26 protein-coding genes and 3 tRNA genes are annotated in these 25647 nt (G+C 65.7%); 20 read left to right on the top strand and 9 right to left on the bottom strand.

Translation table 11 applies throughout. The annotated features are described in order from the left end of the window. Positions 1-3: 3 nt before the first annotated feature. Positions 4-1110, top strand: a complete 1107-nt coding sequence (locus tag ACQP2U_RS30720) for an alcohol dehydrogenase catalytic domain-containing protein (protein WP_433710663.1) — start codon at positions 4-6, stop codon at positions 1108-1110. A gap of 55 nt (positions 1111-1165) precedes the next feature. On the opposite strand, the gene ACQP2U_RS30715 is transcribed toward ACQP2U_RS30720, so the two are convergent. Continuing rightward, positions 1166-1603 (bottom strand): MarR family winged helix-turn-helix transcriptional regulator, encoded by a 438-nt coding sequence (locus ACQP2U_RS30715; protein WP_433710662.1) that lies wholly within the window; start codon positions 1601-1603, stop codon positions 1166-1168. A 59-nt stretch (positions 1604-1662) separates the two neighbouring features. Here ACQP2U_RS30715 and ACQP2U_RS30710 point away from each other — a divergent pair, with 59 nt between their 5' ends. The 8 genes from ACQP2U_RS30710 to ACQP2U_RS30675 all read left to right on the top strand — a co-directional run bounded on the left by ACQP2U_RS30710 (position 1663) and on the right by ACQP2U_RS30675 (position 8680). Continuing rightward, positions 1663-2073, top strand: a complete 411-nt coding sequence (locus tag ACQP2U_RS30710; RefSeq protein WP_433710661.1) for a MarR family winged helix-turn-helix transcriptional regulator — start codon at positions 1663-1665, stop codon at positions 2071-2073. Between the two features lie 88 nt (positions 2074-2161). Then, positions 2162-2908 (top strand): 4-hydroxy-tetrahydrodipicolinate reductase, encoded by a 747-nt coding sequence (gene dapB / locus ACQP2U_RS30705; RefSeq protein WP_433710660.1) that lies wholly within the window; start codon positions 2162-2164, stop codon positions 2906-2908. Then, positions 2905-3435 (top strand): hypothetical protein, encoded by a 531-nt coding sequence (locus tag ACQP2U_RS30700; RefSeq protein ID WP_433710659.1) that lies wholly within the window; start codon positions 2905-2907, stop codon positions 3433-3435. The genes dapB and ACQP2U_RS30700 overlap by 4 nt, the downstream gene beginning before the upstream one ends. Positions 3436-3768: 333 nt before the next feature. Next, positions 3769-4221 (top strand): flavodoxin family protein, encoded by a 453-nt coding sequence (locus ACQP2U_RS30695; RefSeq protein ID WP_397032669.1) that lies wholly within the window; start codon positions 3769-3771, stop codon positions 4219-4221. Between the two features lie 121 nt (positions 4222-4342). Next, positions 4343-5026: a response regulator transcription factor gene (locus ACQP2U_RS30690; protein WP_433716625.1), complete on the top strand. Its 684-nt coding sequence runs from the start codon at positions 4343-4345 to the stop codon at positions 5024-5026. Positions 5027-5092: 66 nt separating this feature from the next. Beyond that, the gene (locus ACQP2U_RS30685; RefSeq protein ID WP_433710658.1) at positions 5093-6379 is read left to right on the top strand and encodes an ATP-binding protein; all 1287 of its coding nucleotides are present in this window, start codon (positions 5093-5095) and stop codon (positions 6377-6379) included. After that, positions 6372-7385 carry a hypothetical protein gene (locus ACQP2U_RS30680; RefSeq protein WP_397032116.1) on the top strand — a complete coding sequence of 338 codons (1014 nt, stop codon included), beginning with the start codon at positions 6372-6374 and terminating at the stop codon, positions 7383-7385. The genes ACQP2U_RS30685 and ACQP2U_RS30680 overlap by 8 nt, the downstream gene beginning before the upstream one ends. 83 nt (positions 7386-7468) lie before the next feature. Continuing rightward, a complete protein-coding gene (locus ACQP2U_RS30675) occupies positions 7469-8680 on the top strand; it encodes a winged helix-turn-helix domain-containing protein (protein ID WP_433710657.1) in 1212 nt (403 codons plus the stop codon). A gap of 49 nt (positions 8681-8729) precedes the next feature. On the opposite strand, the gene ACQP2U_RS30670 is transcribed toward ACQP2U_RS30675, so the two are convergent. Further along, positions 8730-9179 carry a toxin-antitoxin system HicB family antitoxin gene (locus ACQP2U_RS30670; RefSeq protein WP_397032112.1) on the bottom strand — a complete coding sequence of 150 codons (450 nt, stop codon included), beginning with the start codon at positions 9177-9179 and terminating at the stop codon, positions 8730-8732. A 208-nt stretch (positions 9180-9387) separates the two neighbouring features. Between ACQP2U_RS30670 and dapA the strand changes: the two genes are divergently transcribed. From dapA to ACQP2U_RS30645, 5 genes are all read left to right on the top strand, one after another. After that, complete coding sequence (dapA, locus tag ACQP2U_RS30665) at positions 9388-10311, top strand: 4-hydroxy-tetrahydrodipicolinate synthase (RefSeq protein ID WP_433710656.1); 924 nt, start codon at positions 9388-9390, stop codon at positions 10309-10311. Between the two features lie 67 nt (positions 10312-10378). Continuing rightward, positions 10379-12343, top strand: coding sequence for a ribonuclease J (locus tag ACQP2U_RS30660; RefSeq protein ID WP_433710655.1), 1965 nt, complete (start codon positions 10379-10381; stop codon positions 12341-12343). A gap of 169 nt (positions 12344-12512) precedes the next feature. Continuing rightward, positions 12513-13139: a TIGR03085 family metal-binding protein gene (locus ACQP2U_RS30655; RefSeq protein ID WP_433710654.1), complete on the top strand. Its 627-nt coding sequence runs from the start codon at positions 12513-12515 to the stop codon at positions 13137-13139. Between the two features lie 238 nt (positions 13140-13377). After that, positions 13378-15963, top strand: coding sequence for a DNA translocase FtsK (locus ACQP2U_RS30650; RefSeq protein WP_433710653.1), 2586 nt, complete (start codon positions 13378-13380; stop codon positions 15961-15963). Positions 15964-16032: 69 nt separating this feature from the next. Beyond that, on the top strand, positions 16033-17451 hold the full coding sequence (locus ACQP2U_RS30645; protein WP_433716624.1) for a carbamoyltransferase N-terminal domain-containing protein: 1419 nt from the start codon (positions 16033-16035) through the stop codon (positions 17449-17451). On the opposite strand, the gene ACQP2U_RS30640 is transcribed toward ACQP2U_RS30645, so the two are convergent. From ACQP2U_RS30640 to ACQP2U_RS30625, 4 genes are all read right to left on the bottom strand, one after another. Further along, positions 17446-17515: transfer RNA gene (locus ACQP2U_RS30640), tRNA-OTHER, on the bottom strand. The two genes, ACQP2U_RS30645 and ACQP2U_RS30640, sit on opposite strands and share 6 nt — an antisense overlap. Positions 17516-17604: 89 nt before the next feature. Continuing rightward, positions 17605-17681, bottom strand: a tRNA-Leu gene (locus ACQP2U_RS30635). A 197-nt stretch (positions 17682-17878) separates the two neighbouring features. After that, positions 17879-17951: transfer RNA gene (locus ACQP2U_RS30630), tRNA-Trp, on the bottom strand. Between the two features lie 343 nt (positions 17952-18294). Continuing rightward, positions 18295-18639 carry a hypothetical protein gene (locus tag ACQP2U_RS30625; protein WP_433710652.1) on the bottom strand — a complete coding sequence of 115 codons (345 nt, stop codon included), beginning with the start codon at positions 18637-18639 and terminating at the stop codon, positions 18295-18297. A gap of 260 nt (positions 18640-18899) precedes the next feature. On the opposite strand from ACQP2U_RS30625, the gene ACQP2U_RS30620 reads away from it, so the two are divergent. Continuing rightward, a complete protein-coding gene (locus ACQP2U_RS30620) occupies positions 18900-19901 on the top strand; it encodes a TerC family protein (RefSeq protein ID WP_433710651.1) in 1002 nt (333 codons plus the stop codon). Here ACQP2U_RS30620 and ACQP2U_RS30615 read toward each other — a convergent pair. The 3 genes from ACQP2U_RS30615 to ACQP2U_RS30605 form a co-directional block, all read right to left on the bottom strand. Next, on the bottom strand, positions 19898-20437 hold the full coding sequence (locus tag ACQP2U_RS30615; protein WP_433710650.1) for a hypothetical protein: 540 nt from the start codon (positions 20435-20437) through the stop codon (positions 19898-19900). The two genes, ACQP2U_RS30620 and ACQP2U_RS30615, sit on opposite strands and share 4 nt — an antisense overlap. Before the next feature lie 111 nt (positions 20438-20548). Beyond that, positions 20549-20833 carry a YciI family protein gene (locus ACQP2U_RS30610; RefSeq protein WP_433710649.1) on the bottom strand — a complete coding sequence of 95 codons (285 nt, stop codon included), beginning with the start codon at positions 20831-20833 and terminating at the stop codon, positions 20549-20551. A 16-nt stretch (positions 20834-20849) separates the two neighbouring features. Further along, positions 20850-21416, bottom strand: coding sequence for an amino-acid N-acetyltransferase (locus ACQP2U_RS30605; RefSeq protein ID WP_433710648.1), 567 nt, complete (start codon positions 21414-21416; stop codon positions 20850-20852). A 359-nt stretch (positions 21417-21775) separates the two neighbouring features. Between ACQP2U_RS30605 and pgsA the strand changes: the two genes are divergently transcribed. From pgsA to pspM, 5 genes are all read left to right on the top strand, one after another. After that, positions 21776-22432, top strand: coding sequence for a CDP-diacylglycerol--glycerol-3-phosphate 3-phosphatidyltransferase (gene pgsA, locus ACQP2U_RS30600; protein ID WP_433710647.1), 657 nt, complete (start codon positions 21776-21778; stop codon positions 22430-22432). Then, positions 22429-22923: a CinA family protein gene (locus ACQP2U_RS30595; RefSeq protein WP_433710646.1), complete on the top strand. Its 495-nt coding sequence runs from the start codon at positions 22429-22431 to the stop codon at positions 22921-22923. The genes pgsA and ACQP2U_RS30595 overlap by 4 nt, the downstream gene beginning before the upstream one ends. A gap of 168 nt (positions 22924-23091) precedes the next feature. Continuing rightward, entirely contained in the window at positions 23092-23529 is a 438-nt protein-coding gene (locus ACQP2U_RS30590) for a helix-turn-helix domain-containing protein (RefSeq protein ID WP_433710645.1), read from the top strand. Positions 23530-23731: 202 nt separating this feature from the next. Then, positions 23732-24556 (top strand): PspA/IM30 family protein, encoded by an 825-nt coding sequence (locus tag ACQP2U_RS30585; RefSeq protein WP_397032090.1) that lies wholly within the window; start codon positions 23732-23734, stop codon positions 24554-24556. Between the two features lie 150 nt (positions 24557-24706). Beyond that, a complete protein-coding gene (gene pspM, locus ACQP2U_RS30580; RefSeq protein ID WP_433710644.1) occupies positions 24707-25585 on the top strand; it encodes a phage shock envelope stress response protein PspM in 879 nt (292 codons plus the stop codon). Positions 25586-25647: the final 62 nt, after the last annotated feature.

The following is a 25647-nucleotide window of genomic DNA, read 5'->3' as shown; positions in this document are numbered from 1 at the left end:
GGAATGAAGATTCGAGGGGCGGTCCTGGAGCGGATCGCAGCGCGCACCCCGTTCGCCGAGTCGGCGCCGATCACCGTCTGCGAGCTGGACCTGGGGGAGCCGGGTCCGGGTGAGTTGCTGGTGCGGATCGAGGCTGCCGGGCTGTGTCATTCCGATCTATCGGTGGTCGACGGAAACCGGGTGCGACCAGTGCCGATGCTGCTCGGACACGAAGCCGCGGGAATCATCGAAGCGATCGGACCCGGTGACAGTGACGTCGCGGTGGGGCAGCGCGTGGTGATGACCTTCCTGCCGCGCTGCGGGGAGTGCGCGGGCTGTGCGAGTGACGGCCGCACGCCGTGCGGGCCGGGCAGTGTCGCCAATAATGCGGGGGAGCTATTGAACGGCGGGCGGCGGCTGCATCGGGAGGGCGCGGAGGTGCACCATCACCTCGGCGTGTCCGCCTTTGCGACGCATGCTGTCGTCGATCGTCGATCAGTGGTTCCGGTCGATGCCGATGTGCCGCCGGAGGTCGCCGCGGTACTGGGCTGCGCGGTGCTCACCGGTGGTGGTGCGCTGCTCAACTCCGCGAAACCCGGTGTGGCCGACCGGATTATGGTCGTGGGGCTCGGCGGCGTGGGTATGGCGGCGGTGCTCGTCGCGGTGTCGCTCGGTGAGCACGAGGTGATCGCTGTCGATACTGTGCCGGAAAAGCTCGCTCTCGCAAGGGAACTCGGTGTGAGTGCCGCGTACACTCCGGCCGAACTCGCGGAACGCGGCATTCAGGCCGATGTCGTGGTCGAGGCCGCGGGCAATGTTCGTGCCTTCGAAACGGCTGTGGCCGCAACAGGGCCCGGCGGTACGACCGTCACTGTCGGATTGCCCGCCCCCGACGCACGCGCGAGTATTTCGCCCCTCGCGTTGGTCGCTCAGGGGCGCACCATCATCGGCAGCTATCTTGGCTCGGCGGTGCCATCTCGGGATATTCCGGAGTACGTCCGCATGTGGCGCGAGGGTCGATTGCCCGTCGAGAAGCTGGTGTCTTCGCACGTCGGGTTGGACGAAATCAACCACGCCATGGATGAGCTTGCCGCCGGGCATGCGCTGCGGCAGGTGATTGTGTTCGATTGACATCCTCGTCTCCGTGAACCGAGGCGATTCCTACTAGCGCGGTGCTGTGCGGTAATCACGGGTGCCCGGTGTCGAGAGCGTCGACGAATCGTTCTAGAAGACGGGCGAATTCAATGCGCTCGCGGTCTGTCCAGTCCGACATCGCGGCCGCCATGGTGGCGCGGCGGCCGTCGCGTGCCGCTGTGACGACGGTGTGTCCTGCGGGAGTAAGTCGCAAGACAGCTCGCCTGCCGTCCTGCTGATCCGCCACCCGCTCGAGGTGACCGGATGACACCGCCTGGGCGACAAGGCGACTCGCTCGTGGCTGATCGACGCCCAAGGCCGGGGCCAGGGTTCCGACAGTGTCGGCATTCGCACCGGCTACGGCGTCCAGCACCCGGAATACCGCGATCGGCACAGGCGAATCACTGCCCAGTGCCCCACGGGTCTGGCGCCGCCGAATCCGCACCATCGCCGCCTCGACGGCCGCGGTGACCGCATCGTGCTCTTCCATCCGGTCTACTTTCATGTCATATTACATGTAATTGTAATTCTACATGCTTTGGAGGAACGATGGCAGCGCAACGTCCGATCGGCTACTGGCTGAAGGAACTCGACCGCAGGATCGACGCCCGCTTCGAAGATGATCTGGCCGCCTCCGGCCTGACCCGCCGCCACTGGCAGATCCTGCACTCACTCGCCGAAGGTCCCCGCTGCGCTTCGGATGTCCGCGACGGTCTCGCCCCTTTTTGGAAAGACCCTTCGCAGTGGGGCGTCCAACTCGCGCAGCTGGTGGATCGCGGTGACATCACCGACGATTCGGACACCCTAGCCCTCACCGAGGTGGGCCACACCACCCACAATCAAGCCTTCACGCTGATCGGTAAGCGCCGCCGCGCCATGCTCGACGGGATCACCGACGATCAGTACGTCGAGACCGTTCGCCTCCTGGAAAGAATGGCCGAGAACATGGCCGGAGCCTGAGCGCTCGCGTCGATCACCGGAGGTCAGCGGACCGGGAGGGGAGCGGGTCGATAGGCTGGCGGAGTCGTTGATGGAATTAGGAGGTGCGGTGACCATTCGGGTCGGAGTGCTCGGTGCGCGGGGGAAAGTCGGTCAGGCGATCTGTGCGGCGGTGCAGGCGGCCGGCGATCTGGAGTTGGTCGCGACCGTCGACAAGGACGATTCGCTCGAGTCGTTCACCGAGTCGGGCACCCAGGTGGTCGTCGACTTCACCAACCCCGATGTTGTGATGGGGAATCTGAAGTTCCTGGTGGAACGCGGAATTCATGCGGTGGTCGGGACTACCGGATTCGATGAGGCCCGCCTGGACGAGGTGCGCGGCTGGTTGGCCGGGCGACCGGAGACCGGTGTGCTCATCGCACCGAACTTCGCCATCGGCGCGGTGCTGTCCATGCGCTTCGCCGAGCAGGCGGCGCGGTTCTTCGATTCTGTCGAGGTCGTCGAGCTGCATCATCCGAACAAGGTCGACGCACCCTCGGGCACCGCATATCGCACCGCGGGCCTGATCGCCGCCGCGCGGAACAAGGCCGGAGTCGGCCGCGGCCCCGATGCCACCACCCAGGAACTCGAGGGCGCCCGCGGCGCCGATGTCGATGGCGTGCGGGTGCATTCGGTGCGTCTAGCCGGACTCGTCGCACATCAGGAGGTGCTCTTCGGCACCCAGGGCGAAACCCTCACCATCCGCCACGATTCCATCGACCGATCCTCCTTCGCCCCCGGCGTACTGCTCGGCGTCCGCGAGATCGCCAATCGCCCCGGCCTGACCGTCGGGCTCGACCCGTTCCTGGATCTATGACACCGGAACCGGTCCAGCCGGAGGACCAAGGCTCGGACACCGACTCGGGCGGCGGTGCGCGCGGCAGGGACGTCCGCAAGCTCGTCGCATTCATCGCGGTCTTGGTCGTCGTCCTCGGCTTCTACTTCCTGCTGCTCGGCCGCATCGCACTCAGCCTCATCGGTTCCGGCGACATCGCCGCCGCTGTCATCGGGATCGGCGTCCTTATCCTGCCGCTGCTCGGCGTCTGGATAGTCGTCGCCACCCTCCGCGCCGCCTTGGCCCACCAACACCTCGCCCGCCGAATCCACGACGAGGGTCTGGAACTCGACACTTCGAACCTCCCCCGTCGCCCCTCCGGCCGCATCGAACGCGCCGCCGCAGACGAACTCTTCAACAAGGTCAAACAGGAATGGGATGCCGACCCGGACAACTGGCGCGTCTCCTACCGTCTAGCCCGCGCCTACGACTACGCCGGCGACCGCACCCGAGCCCGCGAAACCATGCGCCGCGCAGTGGCCCTGGAAAAACTGGACCAGACCCCCTGATCCGCCTTTGGACATCGAACCCGCGCTCGAGAACAGCCCCTCGAAGAACCCGACCCCTGGAGCAAAAGACCCCCAATATAGAACAGTCCCCGGTAGTCTCCATCGAATCCGTGAGTTTCAGTCGTCGCTGACAGCTCCGATATTCGACTGGCTTGCCGGGGGCCTGGCCAGATCCTTGAAAGCCCTCCGATGTCTTCGGACGTCTCCGCCGACCTCTTCGGCACTTTCTGGTTATCTGGTGTAAACCTCTATTTTCCTCCTAGTTTGTCACTAGTCAATAGCCCAGGGCCCTTGAATTCATTCGAATTCCAGGTCGGCAGTACGCTGCTGGATGTGCCTCGGCTGCTGATCATTCATCACACTCCGTCGCCGCATATGCAGGCCATGTTCGAGGCGGTTGTCGCGGGGGCGACGGATCCGGAGATCGAAGGGGTGGCGGTCGAGCGCAGGGCAGCTCTGGCGGTTACCGCGAGCGACGTGCTATCAGCCGATGGTTATCTGCTCGGTAGCCCGGCGAATCTCGGTTATATGTCCGGCGCGCTCAAGCATGCGTTCGATACGTTCTATTACCCGTGCCTGGACTCGACGCGCGGTCGGCCGTTCGGCTTCTATCTGCACGGCAATGAGGGCACCGAAGGCGCGGAGCGCGGCGTGCGAAACGTGACCACCGGACTCGGCTGGGAGCAGGTTGCCGCGCCGGTCATCGTGATGGGAGCGCCAGGTAAACAGGACATCCAGCAGTGCTGGGAGCTCGGCGCGACCGTCGCGGCGCAGCTCATGGGGTAAATGCGCCCGTCCCCCGAATTTTGGTGTCTGACTGGTATCCCGCGGGTCCGTGCATACTACGAGGTGACGTTGTAGTGGAGGGGATGTGGACGAGTTTGCTCGGGAACGGAGTATCGAGGTGATGTGGGCCGAAGGGGGCGAAACAGCACCGCGCCGGATCGGGCTGGTCGAAGATCACGAATCGGTGGCGATAGGGCTTGCCGCGATGCTGGCACCGGAACCCGATCTCGATTTGGTGCTGACCGCGGGGACCGTACCGGAACTGCTGGCGGCGGCGGCGAATAGCGCCCCGCTGGATCTGGTCGTTCTCGATTTGCGACTGGCAGACGGATCCTCGCCCGAGGACAATGTGCGCGCGCTGCGCGCCCGCGGCGTCGAGGTCCTGGTATTCACCGCTGCGGATAACGCATTCCTGGTGCGCGCCGCGGCGAAGGCCGGGGTACTCGGCGTGGTGCGTAAATCCGAGGATGTGCCGACGGTGGTCGCGGCGGTGCGTCGGGCCGCCTCGGGTGAGCAGGTGGTGACCACCGACTGGGCCGCCGCGATCGATGGCGATCCGCAGCTGTCCGACGTTGGTCTGAGCCCGCGCCAGGAAGAGGTGCTCACCCTCTACGCCTCCGGTGAGAAGGCCTCCCGCGTCGCGCGGCTGACGGGCCTGTCCGAGCAGACCGTCAACGACTATCTGGGGCGCATCCGGCAGAAGTACGCCGATGCGGGTCGTCCGGCGCCCACCAAGACCGACCTCTACAAGCGGGCGGTGGAGGACGGATGGCTACCGGTCCCTGAGCGCCATCCGCGCGCATGAGCGAGCGACCATGACCACCCCCGCAATCGCGGGCATACCGGAACCGAGCGCCAACGAGGCGCGGGTATGACCGCGTCCAGCGCACTGGACACCTCCACCACCACTGCGAGCGCCGTCGACCCGTTCCGGGCCCGTCGATGGCGCCGTGGGCGGACCGCGGTGTCCAGGGAGAAGATTGTCGAAGCGGCCTCGGATCGCATTCTGCGCCGCATGGGTCTGGCCGTCGGCATCGCCGGTGTGATCGTCGCGATCGTCGAGCTACCCGATATCGCCGACCAGGCCAAATTCGTCTCCGGCCCGTGGGCGAGCCTGGTGGTCGGTGTGGCGCTCGGCTGGTTCCCGGTGCTCGCGGTCGTCTCGTTCACCATGGGCCGCAGGGCGATTCGTGTGGTGGCAGCGGCGGCGGCGGTGAGTTATCTTGCGGCGCTTGCGACCATCCCGTTCATCTATGCCGTGCCGTTGACCGACACCACCTCGGTGTGGATGTATCGGGTACTCGCGCTCGGCGTGCTGGCAGCCGTATTGGCCTGGCGTCCCGCGCTGGCCACCGGCTATCTCCTGGTCGCCGCGGCCACCGCGGCACTGGGGAACCGGTATGCGGTGCCCAGCACGACGAGCTGGTCCCTCATCGGCGATTTCGCCAGGGCCGCTGGCCTGTGCGCACTATTCCTGTGGTGCTGCATCTTCGCGCTCGCGGCGGCGGCGCGGGTGGACCGGGAATCGGTGATCGCGAGCCGACGCGCGGCCGCCGTGGCCGGCGCCGCGGCCCGGGATCGTGAGCGTGCCCGCTTCGCGGCATTGATCCACGACGCGGTGCTGTCGACCTTGCTCGACGCCTCGCGCGCGGGTGCCGAATCGCCGGTGCTGCGCAGTCAGGCCGAACGCACGCTGGAACAACTGGACGAGTGTCGCGGCACCAATACCGAACCCGACCGACTGGACGCACAATCGGCGATCGGCTTCCTGCGCTCGGCGATCTACGCGGTGAATCCGGGCATCCGATTCACCGCGCGCCGCTGGGCCGGACTCGATGACCTGCGCCTGCCGGTGCATGCGGCGGGCACCATCGCCGCAGCCCTGGCCGAGGCGGCGCGAAATAGTCTGCGCCACGCCACCGTTGCGGGCCGCACCGTACAGCGCACCGTCACGGTGACGATCAGTGCGGGTGGTATCCGTGTCGTATTCCGTGATGACGGCGCGGGTTTCGATCTGGACCGGGTGCCCGCCGATCGTCTCGGCGTCTCGGTCAGCATCCTCGGCCGGATGCGTCAGCTGGCCGGTGGCGCGGGATTCGTGGAATCCCAACCGGGGGAGGGGACCACGGTGACCCTGGTCTGGGGTGGCGATGGCTGATACCGATAACGAATTCGGCCTGCGCGATCTGCTCGGGCTGCGGGACCGCTCGGCCTGGCTCTTCCTGGTCATCTTCGAGGCCACGATCCTGCTGTACATGGTGCGCAACTTCGCCGAGTCTCCGCTGCTTCTGGCCGCGACCGCGCTGGTCTTGGTAGCCGGTGCCGGAGTGCTGGTCCTGGTGATTCCGGTCGATCCGCTGCCGCTGCCCGCGGCCATCGCGGTGGCCGCGGCCGGTCCGATCGCGGCGGCGCTGACCACCGTGAGTATCGACCACGGCCTGTCCAAGCAGGTCTGGACCGCCTTCGCGTCGTCCTATGTGCTCGCGGTGCTGGTGGTGCGCGGCCGATTGGGAGTGGCGTGGTGTGGTGTCGCGGGCATCGCGGCGGTGATCGCGGTGGTGGGTGCGACGAACGGTCTGCGGGTGGTGGTCGGATCCATCGTGCCGATTGCCACGGTGGCCGGGGTCTCCATCGGTGCCGCGGTCATGCGGCCGATGCAGCGCTCGCTGCGGCTGCTGCGCGAGGAGGCGACCATGCGCGCGGCCGCCGAGGCGACCATGGCCGCGCAGAACGGCGAGCGAGATCGGCAACTGGCTCGGCTCGACAAGGTGGCCCGCCCGATTTTGGAACGCATCGCCGAAGGCGCGGAACTCACCGCGGGCGAACGCGAAGAGTGCAGGCTGCTCGAGGCCGAACTTCGCGATGGTCTGCGCGCTCCGCAATTGGTGACCGACGCGTTGAGCAGTGCCGCGCGTGGTGCGCGCTCGCGCGGGGTCGAGGTGGTGCTGCTCGACGACGGTGGATTCGCCGGTGTACCGAAATGGGTGCGCCAACAGGTGATCGAATCGGCGACCAGGGAATTGGATGCGGCCAATGCCGGTTCGGTGACCGTGCGGGTATTGCCGATGGGCCGACGGGTGCTTGCCACGGTGCTCGCGAACGCACCCGACCGGGATCGGCGGACCGAGATCGACACCGCAGGCGCGGTCTCGGTCTCGACGTAACGGTGGACCGTTTCTCGCACCCTTCCGGCAGACAGTCGCATGCACTCCTGAAACTGTCGTACCCCCATGGCATTGTCGTGCGCATGCGGACCATGAGTGCGGCCGCGGCGCGTCGGACGGCGCTGGCCGCGCAGGGTTTCGGGCGGTGGAAACCGGCTGCGCCGACGCGGCGGACGATTCTCGACGTACTCGGCAGAACCCAACTGCTGCAATTGGATTCGGTATCGGCAGTGGTGCGCGCGCACTATGCGCCGGTCTTCAGCCGGATCGGTGGTTACGACCGGTCGGTGTTGGACGAGGCTGCCTGGAGCAATGGTGTGCGTCGCCCGCGCCGACTGGTCGAATATTGGGCGCACGAGGCCGCGCTGATCCCGGTCGAGGATTGGCCGCTCATGCGCTGGCGAATGCGGAAATACGAACACGGGCGCTGGAGCGGTATGCGCCGGGTGACCGAACGCAACCCCACCCTCGGCAAGGACATTCTCGACATCATCACCGAGGTCGGCGCATCCACCGCCGGTGAGGTGGAACGTCACCTCGAGCTCGACAAGCCGCGCCCGAAGGGCTCGTGGTGGAATCTCAGCGATACCAAGATGATCTGCGAGGCGCTCTTCGCCGCAGGTGCGCTCTCGGTCGACAAGCGGGTCGGATTCGCCCGCCACTACGATCTGGCCGAGCGGGTGATTCCGCCGGAGATATTGGCGCGCAACGTATCCGAGACCGAGGCCGTGCGGGAATTGGTCCTGCGCGCGAGCACCGCACTCGGCGTCGCAACCGAGACCGACCTGCGCGACTATTACCGCCTGCACCGCTCCCAGACCGAACCGGCCATCGCGGAGCTGGTCGATGCCGGGGAGCTGGAACCGGTGGAGGTGTCGGGCTGGGGTAAACCCGCCTATCTGCGCGCCGGTGCCGCCACGCCGCGCCGGATCGGGGGTGCGGCCTTGCTGTGCCCCTTCGATCCGCTCATTTTCTTCCGGAGCCGCACCGAGCGGATCTTCGACTTCCACTACCGGATCGAGATCTACACACCGGAACCCAAACGGGTACACGGGTATTACGTATTCCCGTTCCTATTGAACGGACAACTGGTCGGACGTGTCGACCTGCGCGCCGAGCGCGCATCGGGCAGGCTGTTGGTCCCGGGTGCATTCGCCGAGCCGGGTCACCGCACGCCGGAAACCGCCGCGGCACTGACGGACGCCCTGCGTGAAATGGCGGACTGGCTCGAACTGGACGAGGTGGTCATCGGCGAGCGCGGCGATCTTGCACCGCTACTGTCAACTTCTCGCTAACTTTCCAACTTTCGAAGGTGTCTCTGTCGTGGTGCCGGCTCGCCTGCCTTCACATGTCGCGCTTGGGGCCGCCGTAACCGCGCATCTGGTCGCGCAGTGCACCGCTGACGGCATTCGAAAGCCAGGAGTTCAAGGAGACTCCGCTGGCGGCGGCGGCCTCCTCGGCCTTGGCCTTCAACTGCTCGACCATCCGCAGCGTGACCCGGCTGATGTCGCCGGTCATCTCCTCGATCGTCGGATGCTCGCTGTCCGCCGCTGGATTCTTTCGGACATCCACGGTGGCGTCGGTGCCATCCACCGAGACGTGAACTGTCCGGTCGCCGAGCTCGGTGCTGACTTCCGCGGCCAGGTCCGATAACGCGGCGAGCAGCGCCAATCGCGCCGAACTCTCGGTGGCTGCGGCGAGTGCGGCTGCGGTGGCCTGGGTCTTTTCATCACCGAGTGCGGCAGCCGCGATCAGGTCCTCGCGTAGCCTGGCGGTGTATTTGTTCAAATCCATGACATCAGTGTGACGCCATTACTGACGCCATACAAGGAGTAATTTGACATCATGATCGAATTCTGGGAGGTGAATCACTTGCCGTGGCAGGCCGTTCGGCTATGAGGGTGTCGAGGCTGTTGCCGCGAGCGGGTAACCTTTCTGACCATGACGAACGGTGAATCGACGCCTACACCGCGGTGTGAGCCTCAGGCCTGGAGGCGGCAGCATGCGTAACCACGGAGGGCCGGCGAGCACCGCAAATTCAGCGCGGCTGCGCGCGTCCGGCACAGTAGGTGTCGCGATGGTCACCCCCTTCGGTGCCGACGGCAAGCTGAATATCGATGCCGGCGTCGCGCTCGCTGCCCGCCTGGTCGACCGCGGCGTCGATTTGCTGGCGATTTCCGGTACCACCGGGGAATCGCCGACCACCACCGAATCGGAGAAGGCGGATCTGCTGCGCGCCGTCGTCGATGCCGTCGGTACGCGCGCGACCGTGATCGCGGGCGCGGGCACCTATGACACCGCGCATTCGATCGAACTCGCCCGCAATGCCCAACGTGCGGGCGGGCACGGCCTGCTCGTGGTGACGCCGTACTACTCCCGTCCCTCCCAGGACGGCCTGATCGCGCATTTCACCGCCGTCGCCGATGCCACCGACCTGCCGGTGACCCTCTACGACATTCCGCCGCGCTCGGTGGTTCCCATTGCCAGCGACACCATTCGCAGACTCGCTGAACATCCGCGCATTGTCGCGGTCAAGGATGCCAAGGGCGATCTGAACGCGGGTGCGGATCTCATCGCCAATACCGATCTGGCCTTCTACTCCGGTGACGATGCGCTGAATCTGCCGTGGCTGTCGGTCGGCGCGATCGGATTCATCAGTGTCATCGGACATCTCGTACCCGAGCGGCTGCGTGCCCTGCTCGATGCCTACACCGCCGGTGACGTGGTACGTGCCCGGGAGATCAATGCGGCCATGTTGCCGTTGAACGCCGCGATGTCGCGACTGGGCGGCGTCGCGATGAGCAAGGGCGGGCTCCGTCTGCTCGGTGTGGATGCCGGCGAACCGCGCCTGCCGCAATTGATGCCGACCACCGAACAACTCGATGCCCTCGCCGCCGACCTCCGGCTGGCAGGGGTGCTTTCATGAGGAGTGAGCGAATCAGAATCAACGCTTTGTCAGACATGATCGAACCGACCAGTAGTGAGGTGCAGTCATGACTGAAGCAGCAGGCCGTCGCCCCCGCCGGACCGCGAGCCGCCCCGCGGGCGCACCCGAACCAGCCGCGGAACGGCCACCGACCAGCACCGAAAGGTCCGATCAGGCTGCGCAGTCCGACGTCGGTGATCTCTCGCAGTCCGATACCACGCCGGAGCAGGCTCCCGCGAAAAAGGCCGCGCTGAAGGCCCCGGCCGAGCAGCCCCGCCGAGCGGCGCGCGGCCGTCAGCCGCGCGGACGCGGACGCGGTGAGCAACCCGTGGCGGCCCCCGTGGAGCGGCCAGCAGCCGATCGACTGGGTACCCCGCCGAAGCTGCCCAAGAACGGTCTGCGCGTATTCGCTCTCGGCGGCATCGGCGAAATCGGCCGTAATATGACCGTTTTCGAATACGGCGGCAAACTGCTCATCGTCGACTGCGGCGTGCTCTTCCCGGAGGACCAGCAGCCCGGTGTCGACCTGATTCTGCCCGACTTCCGGCCCATCGAGGACCGGATGGATGATGTCGAAGCCATCGTGCTCACCCACGGCCACGAGGATCACATCGGCGCGGTGCCGTTCCTGCTGCGCCTGCGCGCCGATATCCCGGTGGTCGGTTCGAAATTCACCCTCGCGCTGGTGGCCGCGAAATGCCGCGAGCACCGGCAGCGTCCCAAGCTCGTCGAGGTGATCGAGGGCCAGCACACCACGCACGGCCCGTTCGGCTGTGAGTACTTCGCGGTCAACCACTCGATTCCCGATGCCATTGCCGTTGCCATCCGCACGCCCGCGGGTGTCGTACTGCACACCGGCGATATCAAACTCGATCAGCTGCCCCTGGACGGTCGCCTCACCGACCTGGCCGGATTCTCCCGCCTCGGTGACGAGGGCGTCGATCTGTTCCTGGTGGACTCCACCAATGCCGAGGTGCCGGGTTTCGTCACGCCGGAACGCGAAATCGGCGGTGTACTGGATACGGTAATCGGTAAGGCCAGGCATCGGGTGATCGTCGCCTCGTTCGCCAGCCATGTGCATCGCATTCAGCAGGTGGTCGATGTCGCGCAGAAGTACGGGCGCCGCGTGTGCTTCGTCGGCCGCTCGATGGTGCGCAATATGGAGATCGCACAGGAACTGGGCTATCTGACGGTGCCCGACGGAGTGGTCGTCGATCTCGATGTCGCCGCGACCCTGCCGGGTGATCGGCTGGTGCTCATCTCGACCGGCTCGCAGGGCGAACCACTATCGGCGCTGTCGCGGATGGCGCGCGGTGAACACCGCCAGATCAATATCCGCGCCGACGACCTCGTGGTGTTGGCCTCCTCGCTGATTCCGGGCAATGAGAATTCGGTATTCGCGGTGGTCAACGGTCTATCGCGACTCGGCGCCACGGTGATCACCCAGCAGAATGCGAAAGTGCACGTCTCCGGGCACGCGTCCGCGGGTGAATTGCTCTACCTGTACAACGCGGTGCGACCCACCAATGCGATGCCGGTGCACGGCGAGTGGCGGCATCTGCGCGCCAATGCGGCGCTGGCCGTGGCGACCGGTGTGGCCGAGGATCGAGTGGTGCTCGCCGAGGACGGCGTCGTGGTGGACCTGGTCGACGGGATCGCCTCGATCGTCGGGCGGGTGCCGGTCGGACATGTCTATGTCGACGGACTCTCGGTCGGCGATGTCGGTGAATCGACGCTCTCGGATCGGCTCGTCCTCGGGGAGGGCGGGTTCATCTCGATCACCCTCGCGGTCGATTCGACCACGGGTAAGGCGGTCAGCACGCCCGAGGTGAGTGGGCGCGGGTTCTCCGACGATCCGAGCGCACTCGTCGATGCCGCGGAACTCGTCGAGATCGAGCTGCTGCGACTGGCGGGTGAGGGTGTGACCGAGACCCATCGCATCGCGCAGAGCGTGCGGCGGGTGGTCGGTCGCTGGGTGGCCGAGACCTATCGCCGCCGCCCGATGATCGTGCCGACGGTCATCGGCGTCTGACATCTACCCGAACCGCCGGGTGCCATTGCTATCCGGCGGTTTTTCCGCATTACCGGGGTGCGTGCCGACTGTGTTTTCTGGAAATACCGCCCCGATCTTCGGAGGTACCTCGGTGCACCTGTCGGATGCGGGACTGCCGCGCTGACTCAGCATCCGATATGTTCGGCAGATGAGCATGGCGCAACGGGAACGTCGGGCACTGGTGGACACGATGTCCACGGCGGGGCCGGACGCGCCCACACTGTGCGGCGGCTGGACGGTGCGAGATCTGGCCGCGCACTTGGTAGTTCGGGAACGCCGCCCGGACGCTTCCCCCGGCATCATGCTGAAACCGTTCGCCGGATATCTGGAGTCGGTGCAGACCAAGGCGGCGCGGCGGCCCTTTCCGGAACTGCTGGCGGATGTGCGCTCCGGTCCGCCGTGGTGGTCGCCGCTCAAACCGCTCGATGCCGTCGTCAATCTGACCGAAATGTTCGTCCATCACGAGGACGTGCGTCGCGGGGCACCCGGCTGGGAGCCGCGTGACCTGCCCGCCGCCGATGAGGACAAGCTGTGGTCGGGCCTGCGTCGCATGGGGCGGATGGCCTATCGCAAAGCGCCGGTCACCGTCGAACTGGCCACTCCCGACGGCAGGCGGGCCGTGGTGCATACGAAGCCGGGAACGGCACAGGTGACGCTGACCGGCAAGCCCTCGGAACTGCTGCTGCACGCCTTCGGCCGCGATGAGGTCCGGATCGAAACCGCGGGTGATCCGGCCGATGTGCAGGTGGTGCTGCAGTTGGATCGGTCATTGTAATCCTGTTCGGGGGCGGGATTGCTCAGTCGACACGCCATACACGATGACTGATTCGCGACGACTGATTTGGTGTGCACATGGGTAACTCGTCGGGTACGTCCAAAAGCCCTCTAGCACTTCACATGCGGTCCGGTACGAGCTTGTCGAGGCACTTGCGTCGGCGGAAGGTTCGGGGAGGCGGGACGGTTACCTGTGTGGTTGATGGTCTGGATGGGGCGTTTGCGACTAGCCTGAGTCCATGGCAGGTAAGTCCCGCAGCTCCACGACCACTCGTGCGCGGGCGGGATCGGCCCGGGGGAGGACCACGGCGGCATCTCGTTCGGGTCAGGCTCGCAGCACCGCTCAACGCCGCTCGCCCGCACCGCGCGGCCGCACCGCACCGGTGCGCCGCCCGGTCCGTCGCAAGTCGAATACCGCACCGCTCGCGGTCATCAGCCGTGGCATCAGCAGCGGCTGGAATATGCTCGCGCGCGGTCTCGGTGCCACCACCAGGGCCGTGAGTCGGGCGGGTGAAATCGAACACGGCCATCGTCGCGATGGCGTCGCACTGGCCCTCATCGCCCTCAGCGCGGTGATCGCGGCCGCGGTATGGCTCTCGGCGGGCGGGCCGATCGGGCACTGGGTCGAGGAGGCGATTCGCGCTATCGCCGGATCGGCTTCGGCCGGACTGCCATTCGTGGCCACCGGAATCGCCATTGTCCTGATGCGAACCGAGGCACGACCGGAGATCCGGCCGCGACTGGTACTCGGCGGACTGCTGATCGGATTGCCGATCCTGGGTCTGTGGCATATCGCGGCGGGAGCACCGACCGATGCGCACGGGCGATCGCGCGCAGCGGGTTTCGTCGGATTCGTGGTCGGCGGACCGCTCACCAACGGCCTCACGGCCTGGCTTTCGGTGCCGATTCTGTTGCTGGCCATCGTTTTCGGTGTGCTCCTGGTAACCGGAACCACCGTGCGTGAGGTACCGCAGCGGTTGCGCGAGTATTTCGGCACCGGCAGCGGCGGCGACGAATACGGTGACTACGATGGCGAATCCGAATTCGATCCGGCCAATTACGATGCCGACGGGTTCCCGCTGCATCGCGGTACCAGGTCGAAGCGACGTGGTCGCACTCCCGAAGAGAACTACCCGCCCGACGAATTCGGCGGTTCCGATGCGGTCACCGGGATCATCGGCGAACCGCCCCTGCGCGATGCGAAACCGATTGCGACAGAGGCGGCGCCCGAAGAGAAGCCGAAGCCGAAGAAGCGCGCCCCGAAGGTCGAGGACCAGACCCCGCCGCCGCCCAAGCAGCTGGAGTTCATCGCCGATCGTGAGGTCGAGGGTGATTACACCCTGCCGCCGCTGACGCTGCTCACCGACGGCGAACCGCCCAAGAAGCGAAGTGCCGCCAATGAATCGATGATCGAGGCGATCACCGAGGTGCTGGTGCAGTTCAAAATCGACGCGGCGGTTACCGGTTTCGTGCGCGGCCCGACGGTTACGCGCTACGAGGTGGAACTCGGTCCGGGGGTGAAGGTCGAGAAGATCACCGCGCTCGCCCGCAATATCGCCTATGCCGTCGCCACCGAGAATGTTCGGCTGCTTGCCCCGATTCCCGGTAAGTCCGCCGTCGGTATCGAGGTGCCCAACTCCGATCGCGAACTGGTGCGTTTGGCCGATGTGCTCAAGGCGCCCTCGACCCGAAATGACCACCACCCGTTGGTGATCGGCCTCGGCAAGAATATCGAGGGCGATTTCGTCTCGGCGAATCTCGCGAAAATGCCACATCTGCTTGTCGCGGGTTCGACCGGTTCCGGTAAGTCGAGCTTCGTGAACTCGATGCTGGTATCGCTGCTGGCACGCTCGACTCCGGACGAGATCCGGATGATCCTCATCGACCCCAAGATGGTGGAACTCACCCCGTACGAGGGCATTCCGCATCTCATCACCCCCATCATCACCCAGCCGAAGAAGGCCGCCGCCGCGCTCGCCTGGCTGGTGGAGGAGATGGAACAGCGCTACCAGGACATGCAGGCCAATAAGGTGCGCCATATCGACGACTTCAACAAGAAGGTCAAGTCGGGTGCCATTACCGCGCCGCTGGGCAGCGAACGGGTCTACCGGCCATATCCGTACATTCTCGCCATTGTCGACGAGCTCGCCGACCTCATGATGACCGCGCCGCGAGATGTCGAGGACGCGATTGTGCGCATCACCCAAAAGGCCCGCGCCGCCGGCATTCACTTGGTGCTCGCGACACAGCGCCCGTCGGTGGACGTGGTCACCGGTCTGATCAAGACCAATGTGCCGTCCCGGTTGGCCTTCGCCACTTCGTCATTGACGGATTCGCGAGTCATTCTGGATCAGCCGGGCGCGGAGAAGCTGATCGGTATGGGTGATGGACTGTTCCTGCCGATGGGCGCGAACAAGCCCACCCGACTGCAGGGTGCGTTCATCTCCGATGAGGAGATCCACGCGGTCGTCGACTTCACCAAGAACCAGGCCGAACCCGAATATCAGGAGGGCGTCACCGCCGCCAAGGCTGGTGAGAAGAAGGATGTCGACCCCGATATCGGCGACGATCTGGATGTGTTCCTCCAGGCCGTGGAACTGGTCGTCACTTCACAATTCGGCTCGACCTCCATGCTGCAGCGCAAGCTGCGCGTCGGCTTCGCCAAGGCCGGTCGCCTGATGGATCTGATGGAAACACGCGGAGTCGTCGGCCCCAGCGAGGGGTCGAAGGCACGCGATGTGCTCATCAAGCCCGATGAACTCGAGGGGCTGCTGTGGACGATCCGCGGCGGTGGGGACGCGGAGCCGGACAGCCCGGAGGACTGAAACCGACTCGGCGGCAAATATTCTCACCGCCGGTGGGTGGGCGTTGTGTCGGTACAGTGGTGCCGCGTGATGATCTGTGGAATCAGAGTGTCGCACGATGGTGGGGTCGCGGTTATCGAGGACGACCGGCTGGTGTTCGGCGTCGAGCTGGAGAAGCTGGACAACGGCAGGCGGCACCGGACGCTGGGCGATCTCGATCAGGTCGCCGAGATCTTGCGGTCGGAGGGATTGACGCCCGCTGATATCGACCGGTTCGTGGTGGACGGCTCTGCGCTGGAGACGGATTCGACCGAGCCCACGCGCGTTGCGACATTGGTCGGTGGCCGGCCCTTCGAACTCACGATCGCGCCGTATCAGGATCGACCCGGGCGCACCATACCGCTGGCGCGGCACCGCTTTCGCAGTCACGGATTCGGTTCCGCTGCGCAGGAGTACGTCAGCTATCATCATGTGGACCAGCACATCTTGGGCGGATATTGCACGAGTCCGTTCGCGGCACGCGGGGAGGATGCGCTCGTCCTGGTCGGGGACGGTCGAGCTGTTGTGCGGCTCTATCATGTGGTCGTGGCGGCACGAAGGGTCCGTCCGGTCGCCGCTTTCCGGGATCGAGCGGAGCACTTGTCGTTGAGTTCGCTTGTGCGCGAGGATTCTTCATTGCCATCCAGGGTCGTGGTGACTGGGGAAAGCGCCCTCGATATCAAATGGAACTCGCGGCTGCGCGGGATTTTCGAGGAGGTCTGGATTCCGCCGTTTCCCGACGACTCCGGCGCGGCTATCGGTGCCGCGTGCTGCGAGATGTTCCGGAAGGGGCGCAATCCCGCGCTGCGGTGGGGTGTCTACTCCGGTCCACGAGTCAGGATATGCGGCGTGCCGGACAACTGGCGCAGACAGCTCTGTGACGAGCGGGGAGTGGCGGAGTTACTGCACCGGAAGGATGAGCCGGTAGTGGTGCTCTCGGGTCGCGCGGAGCTCGGACCGCGCGCCCTCGGCAACCGCAGCATCCTCGCGCCCGCAACGGATTCGGCAATGCGGGACCGGCTCAACGGCATCAAGCGCCGAGCCGCCGACCGGTCGGTGGCGGCAGTGTGCCTGGCGGAACGGGCGGCGGAGGTGTTCGGGCCCGGCGGCAGCGATCCGTACGTGACCTTCGAGCATCGCATCCGCCCGGAGTGGGCCGACCGCATTCCAGCCGTGCAGGTGGACGGTACCGCGCGGGTGCAGACGATCGATGCCGTGGCAAAGAGCCCGACCGCCCGGATCCTTTCGGCGTACGAGGCCATCAGCGGCATACCGGTGTTGTGCAATACGAGCGCGAATTCCCAAGGGTGCGGATTCTTTCCGGATGTGGCCGCCGCGGCGCGCTGGGGTGGCACCCGCTATATCTGGTCGGAAGGGTATCTGTATACCGATCAGACACAGACTCGACAAACTACCCGCGAACATGGCTGGTTGCCGCGCGACTGGAGCCGGACAAGTGTGACGTGGTAGCTCATCGTGGAATCGAACCACGCGGCAAGGCCTTATGAGAGCCCCGGGGCGACCTGAATGAGCTTTGTTCGGTCTGCGCTGGAGTGCCAGGATTCGTAAACAGGTGCTCCATCCGTTGAGCTACGAGCGCCGATCCACGCAAACCGCGCGGATTGGTTCCCTCGGCGAGATTCGAACTCGCATCAACCGGATTCTAAGTCCGGTGCCTCTGCCAATTGGGCTACGAGGGAATGGTTTTGGTGCCTGTGGGAAGATCGAACAACCCACCTGCGCCGTCGGAGGACATTGCTAGCGACTGTTGGCAGGCCGCTCGAAAAAGTCAGCTCTCGCCACTGAGCTACAGGCGCTCAAAACCGGTATGCAGCAGGGCTGTTCAAACACGTAATACGAAATGCCTACTGCTGTATCTTCACTATGAAGTTGTCAGCACGGATGGAGGGACTCGAACCCCCAGCCCACGACGTTGGAGATCGTTGCTCTTCCAGTTGAGCTACATCCGCTGGACAAGAAAAAGGGCCGCTCCGTGGCGAGTATTCCGCCTGGAGCGGCCCCTGTTCAGGCCTTCTCGAATCGAGACCTCAGGGGCGGCTCCGGATACTCGCCTGTCGCAGCTGCGACATCAACAGCCAGGTCGTGCGCAGCTGCGACATCGGCCGTCGGGTGCCCGAACGCAATTGCCAGGCACCGGCGAGGGAGCGTAGTCCCTGGTCCTGGATGCTGGCCATTGCCTTTGCCTTTCGTGGTTCCGATAACCGATCGATTACTGATTCTTTCGAGCGACTCGCAAGCAGTCGCTAGCGGTGCCGATAACGCTAACACCGAAAGACGCGATGAGGAACCCATTTATTCCGCGCCGGCGAGTTGTCGGCGAGCCTGCAGTGTGTAAGTCCGCGGAAGGCGTTCCGGATGCTCCCTGAGTCGCCACTCACTATTCGACTGCCGCGCCATCTGTCCGGGCAATGCCTCCCACGGAACGCTGCGGTGCTCCACCAGTCCAGTGATCGTCATGCCGTGATCGAGAAGTGCGGTCACCACGTTACCGAGTCCGTGGTTCCACTGGTGCGTCACGATCTGCGTGAATTCCGTATCGGTCTCGACATAAGTCGTTCCAGACGAAAAGACAGTGGGCTCGGGCGTTTCGAAGTGAGGGTAGCCGACAGTCGGTCGGTCGGTGCGGGTTTCGTCCATGGCCCACAGCATCGGATGTCTTTTGCGCAGAGATAACCCGTCCGCCCGACCGAAGTAGGCCAGCGACTGTTCGCGCCCAACGGTCCATGCTCGGAATCCAGCACAGCGCGCCGATTCCGGTGAAGACGAGATCGTGAGGGTGACACCGCGGTCGCCGGACCCGCATGTGATTATGGTCAGCAATTCCTCCGCTAGCTCGACAGATCGGACAAATCGGGCATGATTGCTGTTATGAGACGCCCTGCCGCCCCGGAGCCCGCATGCACGTAACCGCACTCGAGTGGACCCTGACGATCGCGGTGATCCTGGGTCTGTTCGTCTTCGATTTCTTCGCCCACGTCCGCACACCACATGATCCGAGCTTCAAGGAATCCGGCATCTGGTCGGCGATCTACATCGGATTGGCCCTGGTATTCGGTGGTTTCGTCGCCGTGAAGTGGGGCTCGACCTTCGGGGGCGAGTACTACGCGGGCTTCGTCACCGAGAAAGCCCTCTCGGTCGACAACCTGTTCATCTTCGTCATCATCATGTCGAGCTTCGCCGTGCCACGGATCTACCAGCAGAAGGTGCTGCTGATCGGCATTGTGCTGGCGCTGGTCATGCGCGGGGTGTTCATTGCCGTCGGTGCGGCCGCGATCAGTGCGTTCAGCTGGGTGTTCTATCTGTTCGGCCTGTTCCTGGTCTACACGGCCGTGAAACTGTTGCGCGAGAGCGGGCACGAGATCGAGCGGGAGGAGAAGCGCGACAGTCGCATCGTGGCGCTGGCCAAGCGGGTGCTCCCGACCACCGATGAATACGACGGCGATAAACTGCTCACCCGGATCGACGGTCGGCGGGTGGTTACGCCATTGTTGTTGGCGCTGTTGGCAATCGGCTTCGCGGATCTGCTGTTCGCGCTGGACTCCATCCCCGCGATCTACGGTCTGACCGAGCAGCCCTACATCGTGTTCACGGCGAATGCCTTCGCGCTCATGGGTTTACGGCAGTTGTATTTCCTCATCGGCGGCCTGCTGGATCGCCTGGTCTACCTGTCCTATGGCCTTTCGGCGATCCTCGCGTTCATCGGCGTCAAACTGGTACTGCACGCATTGCACGAGAACACCCTGCCTTTCGTCAATGGTGGTCGGCACGTCCAGGTACCGGACATTTCCACGCCGCTCTCGCTGAGCGTGATCATCGGGATTCTGCTCATCGCGACCGTGGCGAGCCTGATCAAAACCCGTGGTGCGACCCGGTCCGCCGAGGGCCGGATCGGGGATTAGAAGACCCGGTTGTAGTCGGGCGCGATCTCGAAGCCGCGTCCGGTCGCGTCATTGCGGCAGGTCACCCCGACGCGTTGGGCCCGGCAGGTGAAGCCGTACACGCTCAGGCTCGACCCGACCGGCAGCACCGGCCAATCGGCGTCCCCGCTGGAGGGGGTTGCGACGAAGAAGCCCCGGTTCACACAGAGATATCCGGCGCTTTCGCCGACGGCGAGGGCGGCCGCACTCGGGTCGCTACTCCAGCAGGCCTGCATCGTCGGCGGGGTTGGTTGAGTGGTGCCCTGGCAGCCGACCGGTCGTTTCGGCTGTCCGAACGGCTCATCGAGGAAGCCGCAGGCGATGCCGCCGTCGGCCGTCCGGAAGTAGTAGCCGTCGGTGGCGCGATAGTGCGACTCGTCGACCAGCCCTGGTCGTAGCAGGGGGCGATCCCCGGCAGCCAAGTTTGCCGTGTTGTCGAAATCGGTGGCCGTCGAGCAGGTGGTGAGTGCGAGGCCTGCGACCGACATCGACGCGAAAATCGCGACGGATATGCGCATACGGGGGAGTCTGCGTCGGCGGGCACGGATTCGCCCGCACCTGGCGCGGCGTGTCGCCGCAAGTTTGCTGACCGCCGAGTGTCGAGCGCTGACACGCGGCGGCCGGATCGATCAGGAAGCGAATGCGCCCATCACCGGCAGCCACTCGACCGCGCGCACGTCATCGATGAGATTCTCGCGGGCAAACGGATCCTGCGGCAGCAGTTCCTCGAGCGTCGCCTCATCCGCGACCTGGAACAGCAGCAGGGCGCCGGATCCGTCCGGGTAAGGGCCGCTGGTCAGCAGTGAACCCGCATCGACCAGACCGTTGAGCCAGGCCCGATGTTCCGGGCGGACGGTGTCGCGCGCCTCGACGGTCGCGTCGGAATAGGTGTAGTGCACGGCGAAGATGGGCACGATCGATCCGTTCTTGTCAGAGGTTCAGCAGCATTCGAGTATTGCCGAGCGTGTTCGGTTTCACATAGCTGAGGTCGAGGAATTCGGCGACGCCGGGATCGAAGGTCCGGCACATCTCCGCGTACACCTCCGCGGTCACCGGTGTGCCGTCGATTTCCACGAACCCGTGCCTGCCGAAGAAGTCCACTTCGAAGGTGAGTACGAACAGCCGTCCCAGTTCGAGTTCCCTGGCCACCGCGACCAGCCGCTCCACGATGAGCCGTCCGACACCATGCCCCTTGACATCGGGATGCACCGCGACGGTGCGCACCTCGCCGAGATCGGCCCACAGCACATGCAGCGCGCCGCAGCCCACCACCCGGCCGTCGAGTTCGGCCACCCAGAATTCCTGCACCGCCTCATAGAGCGTGACCAGGTTCTTCTCCAGCAGAATCCGACCGGCGTATTCATCGACGAGGGCCTTGATCTGGGGCACATCGGAGGTTCGGGCGCGTCGCACGACAGGAACGGAGTTATTCGCGGCAGGTGCCGCGCCCGGATACGCGTCGCTAGTCGAACCACCTAATGGTCCCCGAGAGGTCATGGGGTGCACAGTAGTCGGCCCGGTTACCGATACTCTGAACGTGTGCCGCACATCCACCCGCTCCGCTCACCGCATCGCCTCGGCATGCGTCCGAGCCTCGTAGCGGCGGGTGTTGTCGGCCGCGCGGCCGGTCCGAGCGCCAGCGTGGCAGAGGCTGTGACGCACGCGCCGGAGCCGAGCGCCAGCGTGGCAGAGGCTGTGACGCACGCGCCGGAGCCGAGCGCCAGCGTGGCAGAGGCTGTGACGCACGCGCCGGAGCCGAGCGCCAGCGTGGCGGAGGCCGTGAGGGAGCGTAGCGAGCGAGCCATGTCACAGCCGTGCACGCACGCGCCGGAGCCGAGCGCAAGCGAGGCGGAGGCGTGAGCGTGCAGCCCGAAGAGATCGATCGACGCTGGGTCGAACCTGCGGTCCGTGCCGGATTCGCGCCCGCCCAGGCCGATCCGGTCGTCCCGCTGATGAATATCGCGAATGTATTGACCATGCTGCGCATCGCGCTGGTTCCGCTGTTCGTGCTCGCGCTGTTCGTGGGCGGCGGTCATCAGACCGGCTGGCGGATCGCGGCCGCCGCTTTGTTCGGCATCGCCGCCATCACCGATCGCTTCGACGGGCAATTGGCGCGCAAATACGGTCTGGTCACCGATTTCGGCAAACTGGCCGATCCGATCGCGGATAAGGCGCTGATCGGTTCAGCCGTGATCGGACTTTCCATGCTCGGCGATCTGGCCTGGTGGATCACCCTGGTCATCTGCGGTCGTGAGATCGGGATCACGCTGCTGCGGTTGGTGGTGGTGCGGCGCGGGGTGATTCCGGCCGGACGCGGCGGCAAGTTGAAGACGCTTGTGCAGTCCGTCGCGATCGCGGTTCTGCTGTTGCCGCTGCACGGCGGATTCGCCACCGCCGGTATGGCGCTGATGTACGTGGCCGTCGCGCTGACGGTCATCACCGGCCTCGACTACCTGGGGCAGGCGGCGCGAGTGTGGCTCGCGGGAGGTCCGGGCCGGGCACGCGGCGCATGACCGATCCGCTGACAACCGGAGCGCCTGTCATCGAATTGGTGCGCGAACTCGGTGCCGCCCGGCAGACCGTGGCGACCGCGGAATCGTTGACCGCGGGCCTGCTCGCGGCGACCATCGCCGGGGTGCCCGGTGCGAGTGCGGTGCTGCGCGGCGGGCTGGTCGTCTACGCGACGGAACTCAAACACAGCCTCGCCGGTGTCAGTGACGAAGTGCTCGCGACCGAAGGGCCGGTGGCCGCGAGCACCGCAGAAGAATTGGCAGTTGGTGCTCGGCTGCGCTGCGGTGCGGACTGGGGAATCGGATTGACCGGCGTCGCCGGACCCGAATCCCAGGGTGGGCATGCCGTCGGCACGGTCTTCCTCGGCTTGGCCGGGCCCGGCCATACCGAGGTCATGCGGCTGAAACTGGACGGTGACCGGTGGGCGATCCGAATCGGCGCTACGCACAGCGCGGTGCGGGAGTTGCGTCGTATCGTGGGAGGCGGCCGCTAGCGACTGCTTGCGGGTCGCTCGAAAGGGTCAGCTGGCCAGGTGCCTCGGCATCTGGTTTGGCACTGTGGGAACCAACCAGCCCCTGCTCGACGTTGTGCCAGAAAGGACGGCGTGCGCAGCGCTGGTAGGCGCTCGCGGACCCGGTTACTGGAAGCTAAGGAGAACGACATGACGCTGCTGCGAGAGGCGATCGGGGACAGTTTGCGGCGTGCTCGTCTCGCCCAGAGCCGGACCCTGCGTGAGGTCTCCACCTCGGCGCGCGTGAGCCTGGGATATCTGTCCGAGGTCGAGCGGGGCCGCAAAGAGGCCTCCAGCGAACTGCTCGCCGCCATCTGCGCGGCCCTGGATGTCCCACTGTCGCGGGTGCTCTGGGATGTGAGCACGATCATGGCCGGTGCCGACGGCCTGCCTGCTGACGCGCCCGCCCAGACCGCCGACGCACCGGAGACGGAGCGGACCGCCGCGGTCGAACCCGCCGAGGCCGCGCCGGAGCCCGCGACCGCCACGATGTCGGTGGCCGGACCCCGGCCACAGATCGCCGAGGAGACCCGGATCGTCATTCCGGCGCCCAAGGCGGACATGCTGGTCCTGGTGAAAAGCAACTGATCGCTGGACGAGAGATGGCGTCCGCGGCCGACGCTGCGAACCTGTGCCGAAAGCGGATAGATTCTGTACTAGGCGTCGATAGGGCCGGGTTCGCCCGGCCCGGGTGCCACATGGTGGAGGATAGGCACATATCGGGTGCGTGACGGTCGCGCACTAGAGTCGCGGTAAAGCGCGGCGCATCTTATGGAGGCGGGATCAATCGATGGCTAATCCGTTCGTCAAGGCCTGGAAATACCTGATGGCCCTCTTCGATTCGAAGATCGAAGAGCATGCGGATCCGAAGGTCCAGATTCAGCAGGCTATCGAGGAAGCTCAGCGCCAGCATCAGGCCCTCTCGCAGCAGGCCGCATCGGTGATCGGCAACCAGCGTCAGCTGGAGATGAAGCTGAACCGTCAGCTCGACGATGTCGAGAAGCTCAATGCCAATACGCGCCAGGCCGTCATGCTGGCCGATCAGGCCGCCGCGGCGGGTGATACCGAGAAGGCGATCCAGTACACGAACGCCGCCGAGGCATTCGCCGCGCAGTTGGTCACCGCCGAGCAGGCTGTCGAGGACCTCAAGGTATTGCACGACCAGTCGCTGCAGGCGGCCGCGCAGGCCAAGAAGGCGGTCGAGCAGAACGCGATGCTGTTGCAGCAGAAGGTCGCCGAGCGCACCAAGCTGCTCAGCCAGCTGGAGCAGGCCAAGATGCAGGAGCAGGTCTCGGCATCGCTGCAGCGGATGGATTCGACGCTGTCCGCGCCGGGTACCACGCCGAGCCTGGATGCCGTGCGAGAGAAGATCGAGCGCCGCTATGCCAACGCGCTGGGTGCCGCCGAACTCGCCGGCAATTCGGTGCAGGGCCGGATGCTCGAGGTGCAGCAGGCCAGCGTCCAGATGGCCGGACACAGCAAGCTGGAGCAGATCCGTGCCTCGATGCGCGGCGACGCGCTGCCCGCGGGTGGCGCGACCGCTATCAATCCGGCCGCGGCGCAGGCGAATCCGGCGCAACCGCAGATGAACAAGGGTCAGACCGCGCAGCAGTAGGCGCGTAGTTCGAAATAAATACAGTTCGGCGAGGACTGGTTCGGTGGAAGACAAGGCACGGGTACCTGGCGGGTCGGCCGTCGGTCATGCTCAGGCCCTGCCTGTCCGGCCACCGCGGGTCGCGCCGAGTGCTTGCCCTGAAGGAGACCGATGAGCCCGAAGGGATCTCTCGAACGTCGTCGTCGCGGTGCCGCGCTCGTGCGCGCACAGGCGGTGCTCGCACCTCAGCCGGGGAGTCTGCCCGACAGTCTGCGCGAGGTCGGTGAACATGCACTGGTGGCGGTGCGGCGCTGGGCGGATCCGCGCGAGCGGGAATTGCGTAAGCGCCGTCGGGTCCGCCGCCGCAGCTTCCAACTCGGCACGGTCGGCGGTCTCACTACTGCGGGAACCGTTGGGCTGGTGGTGATTTCGGCACCGGTATGGGCTGTGGTGGTGGTTGGCGGGGGAGCGGTGGCGCTGGTCACCGGAACCGCGCTGAGTGCCCGCCGCTACCTTCGATTACGCCGCGCGCCGCTGCCGCAGGCTGCCTTCATACCGCGTAAGCAGCCACCCCCGTGGTCCTCTGCGCGCGGACCGATTTCTCGCTTGGTTCGGGCAGAAAAGGCGCTACACGGCCTCGGTACGCAGATCGCCCGCTCGAACCGATTGCCCGAGGATGAACTCGCCGACATGATCGAAACCGCGGGCTCGGGCGCGGCCGCGCTGCATGCGCTGGCCGCCGATATCACCGCGATGGAACAAGCACTCGGCGCCATGGGGCGTTCGAAATCCGTCGTCGCCGTTGGCCTCACCGAGAATATGCAATTCGCACTCGGCCGCCTCGATAGCGGGGTCGCCGAATACGAACAGGTGGTCGCCGCGGCGGGGCGGATTCTCGCGGTTCCCGAAAGTGCCGTGCTGCAGCACAACTTCGACACCATCGTCGCCGACCTGCGCGATGCCGCCGATCGGCTAGACGGGTGGGCACAGGCACTTACCGAGATCGCGGATCAGCACGCCCCCACTTCCCTTCCTCCGCAGGCGATCTAGCGACTGAGCTCGGGGCGGGACGATACTGCCTCTGCCGTAGTCGCGGCGCGATAGTGCTTCTG

This window comes from Nocardia sp. CA-084685 (assembly GCF_050955785.1).
Classification (GTDB): domain Bacteria; phylum Actinomycetota; class Actinomycetes; order Mycobacteriales; family Mycobacteriaceae; genus Nocardia.
Note: the sequence above shows the minus strand (reverse complement) of the source record. Positions and strands in the feature narration are given on the sequence as shown.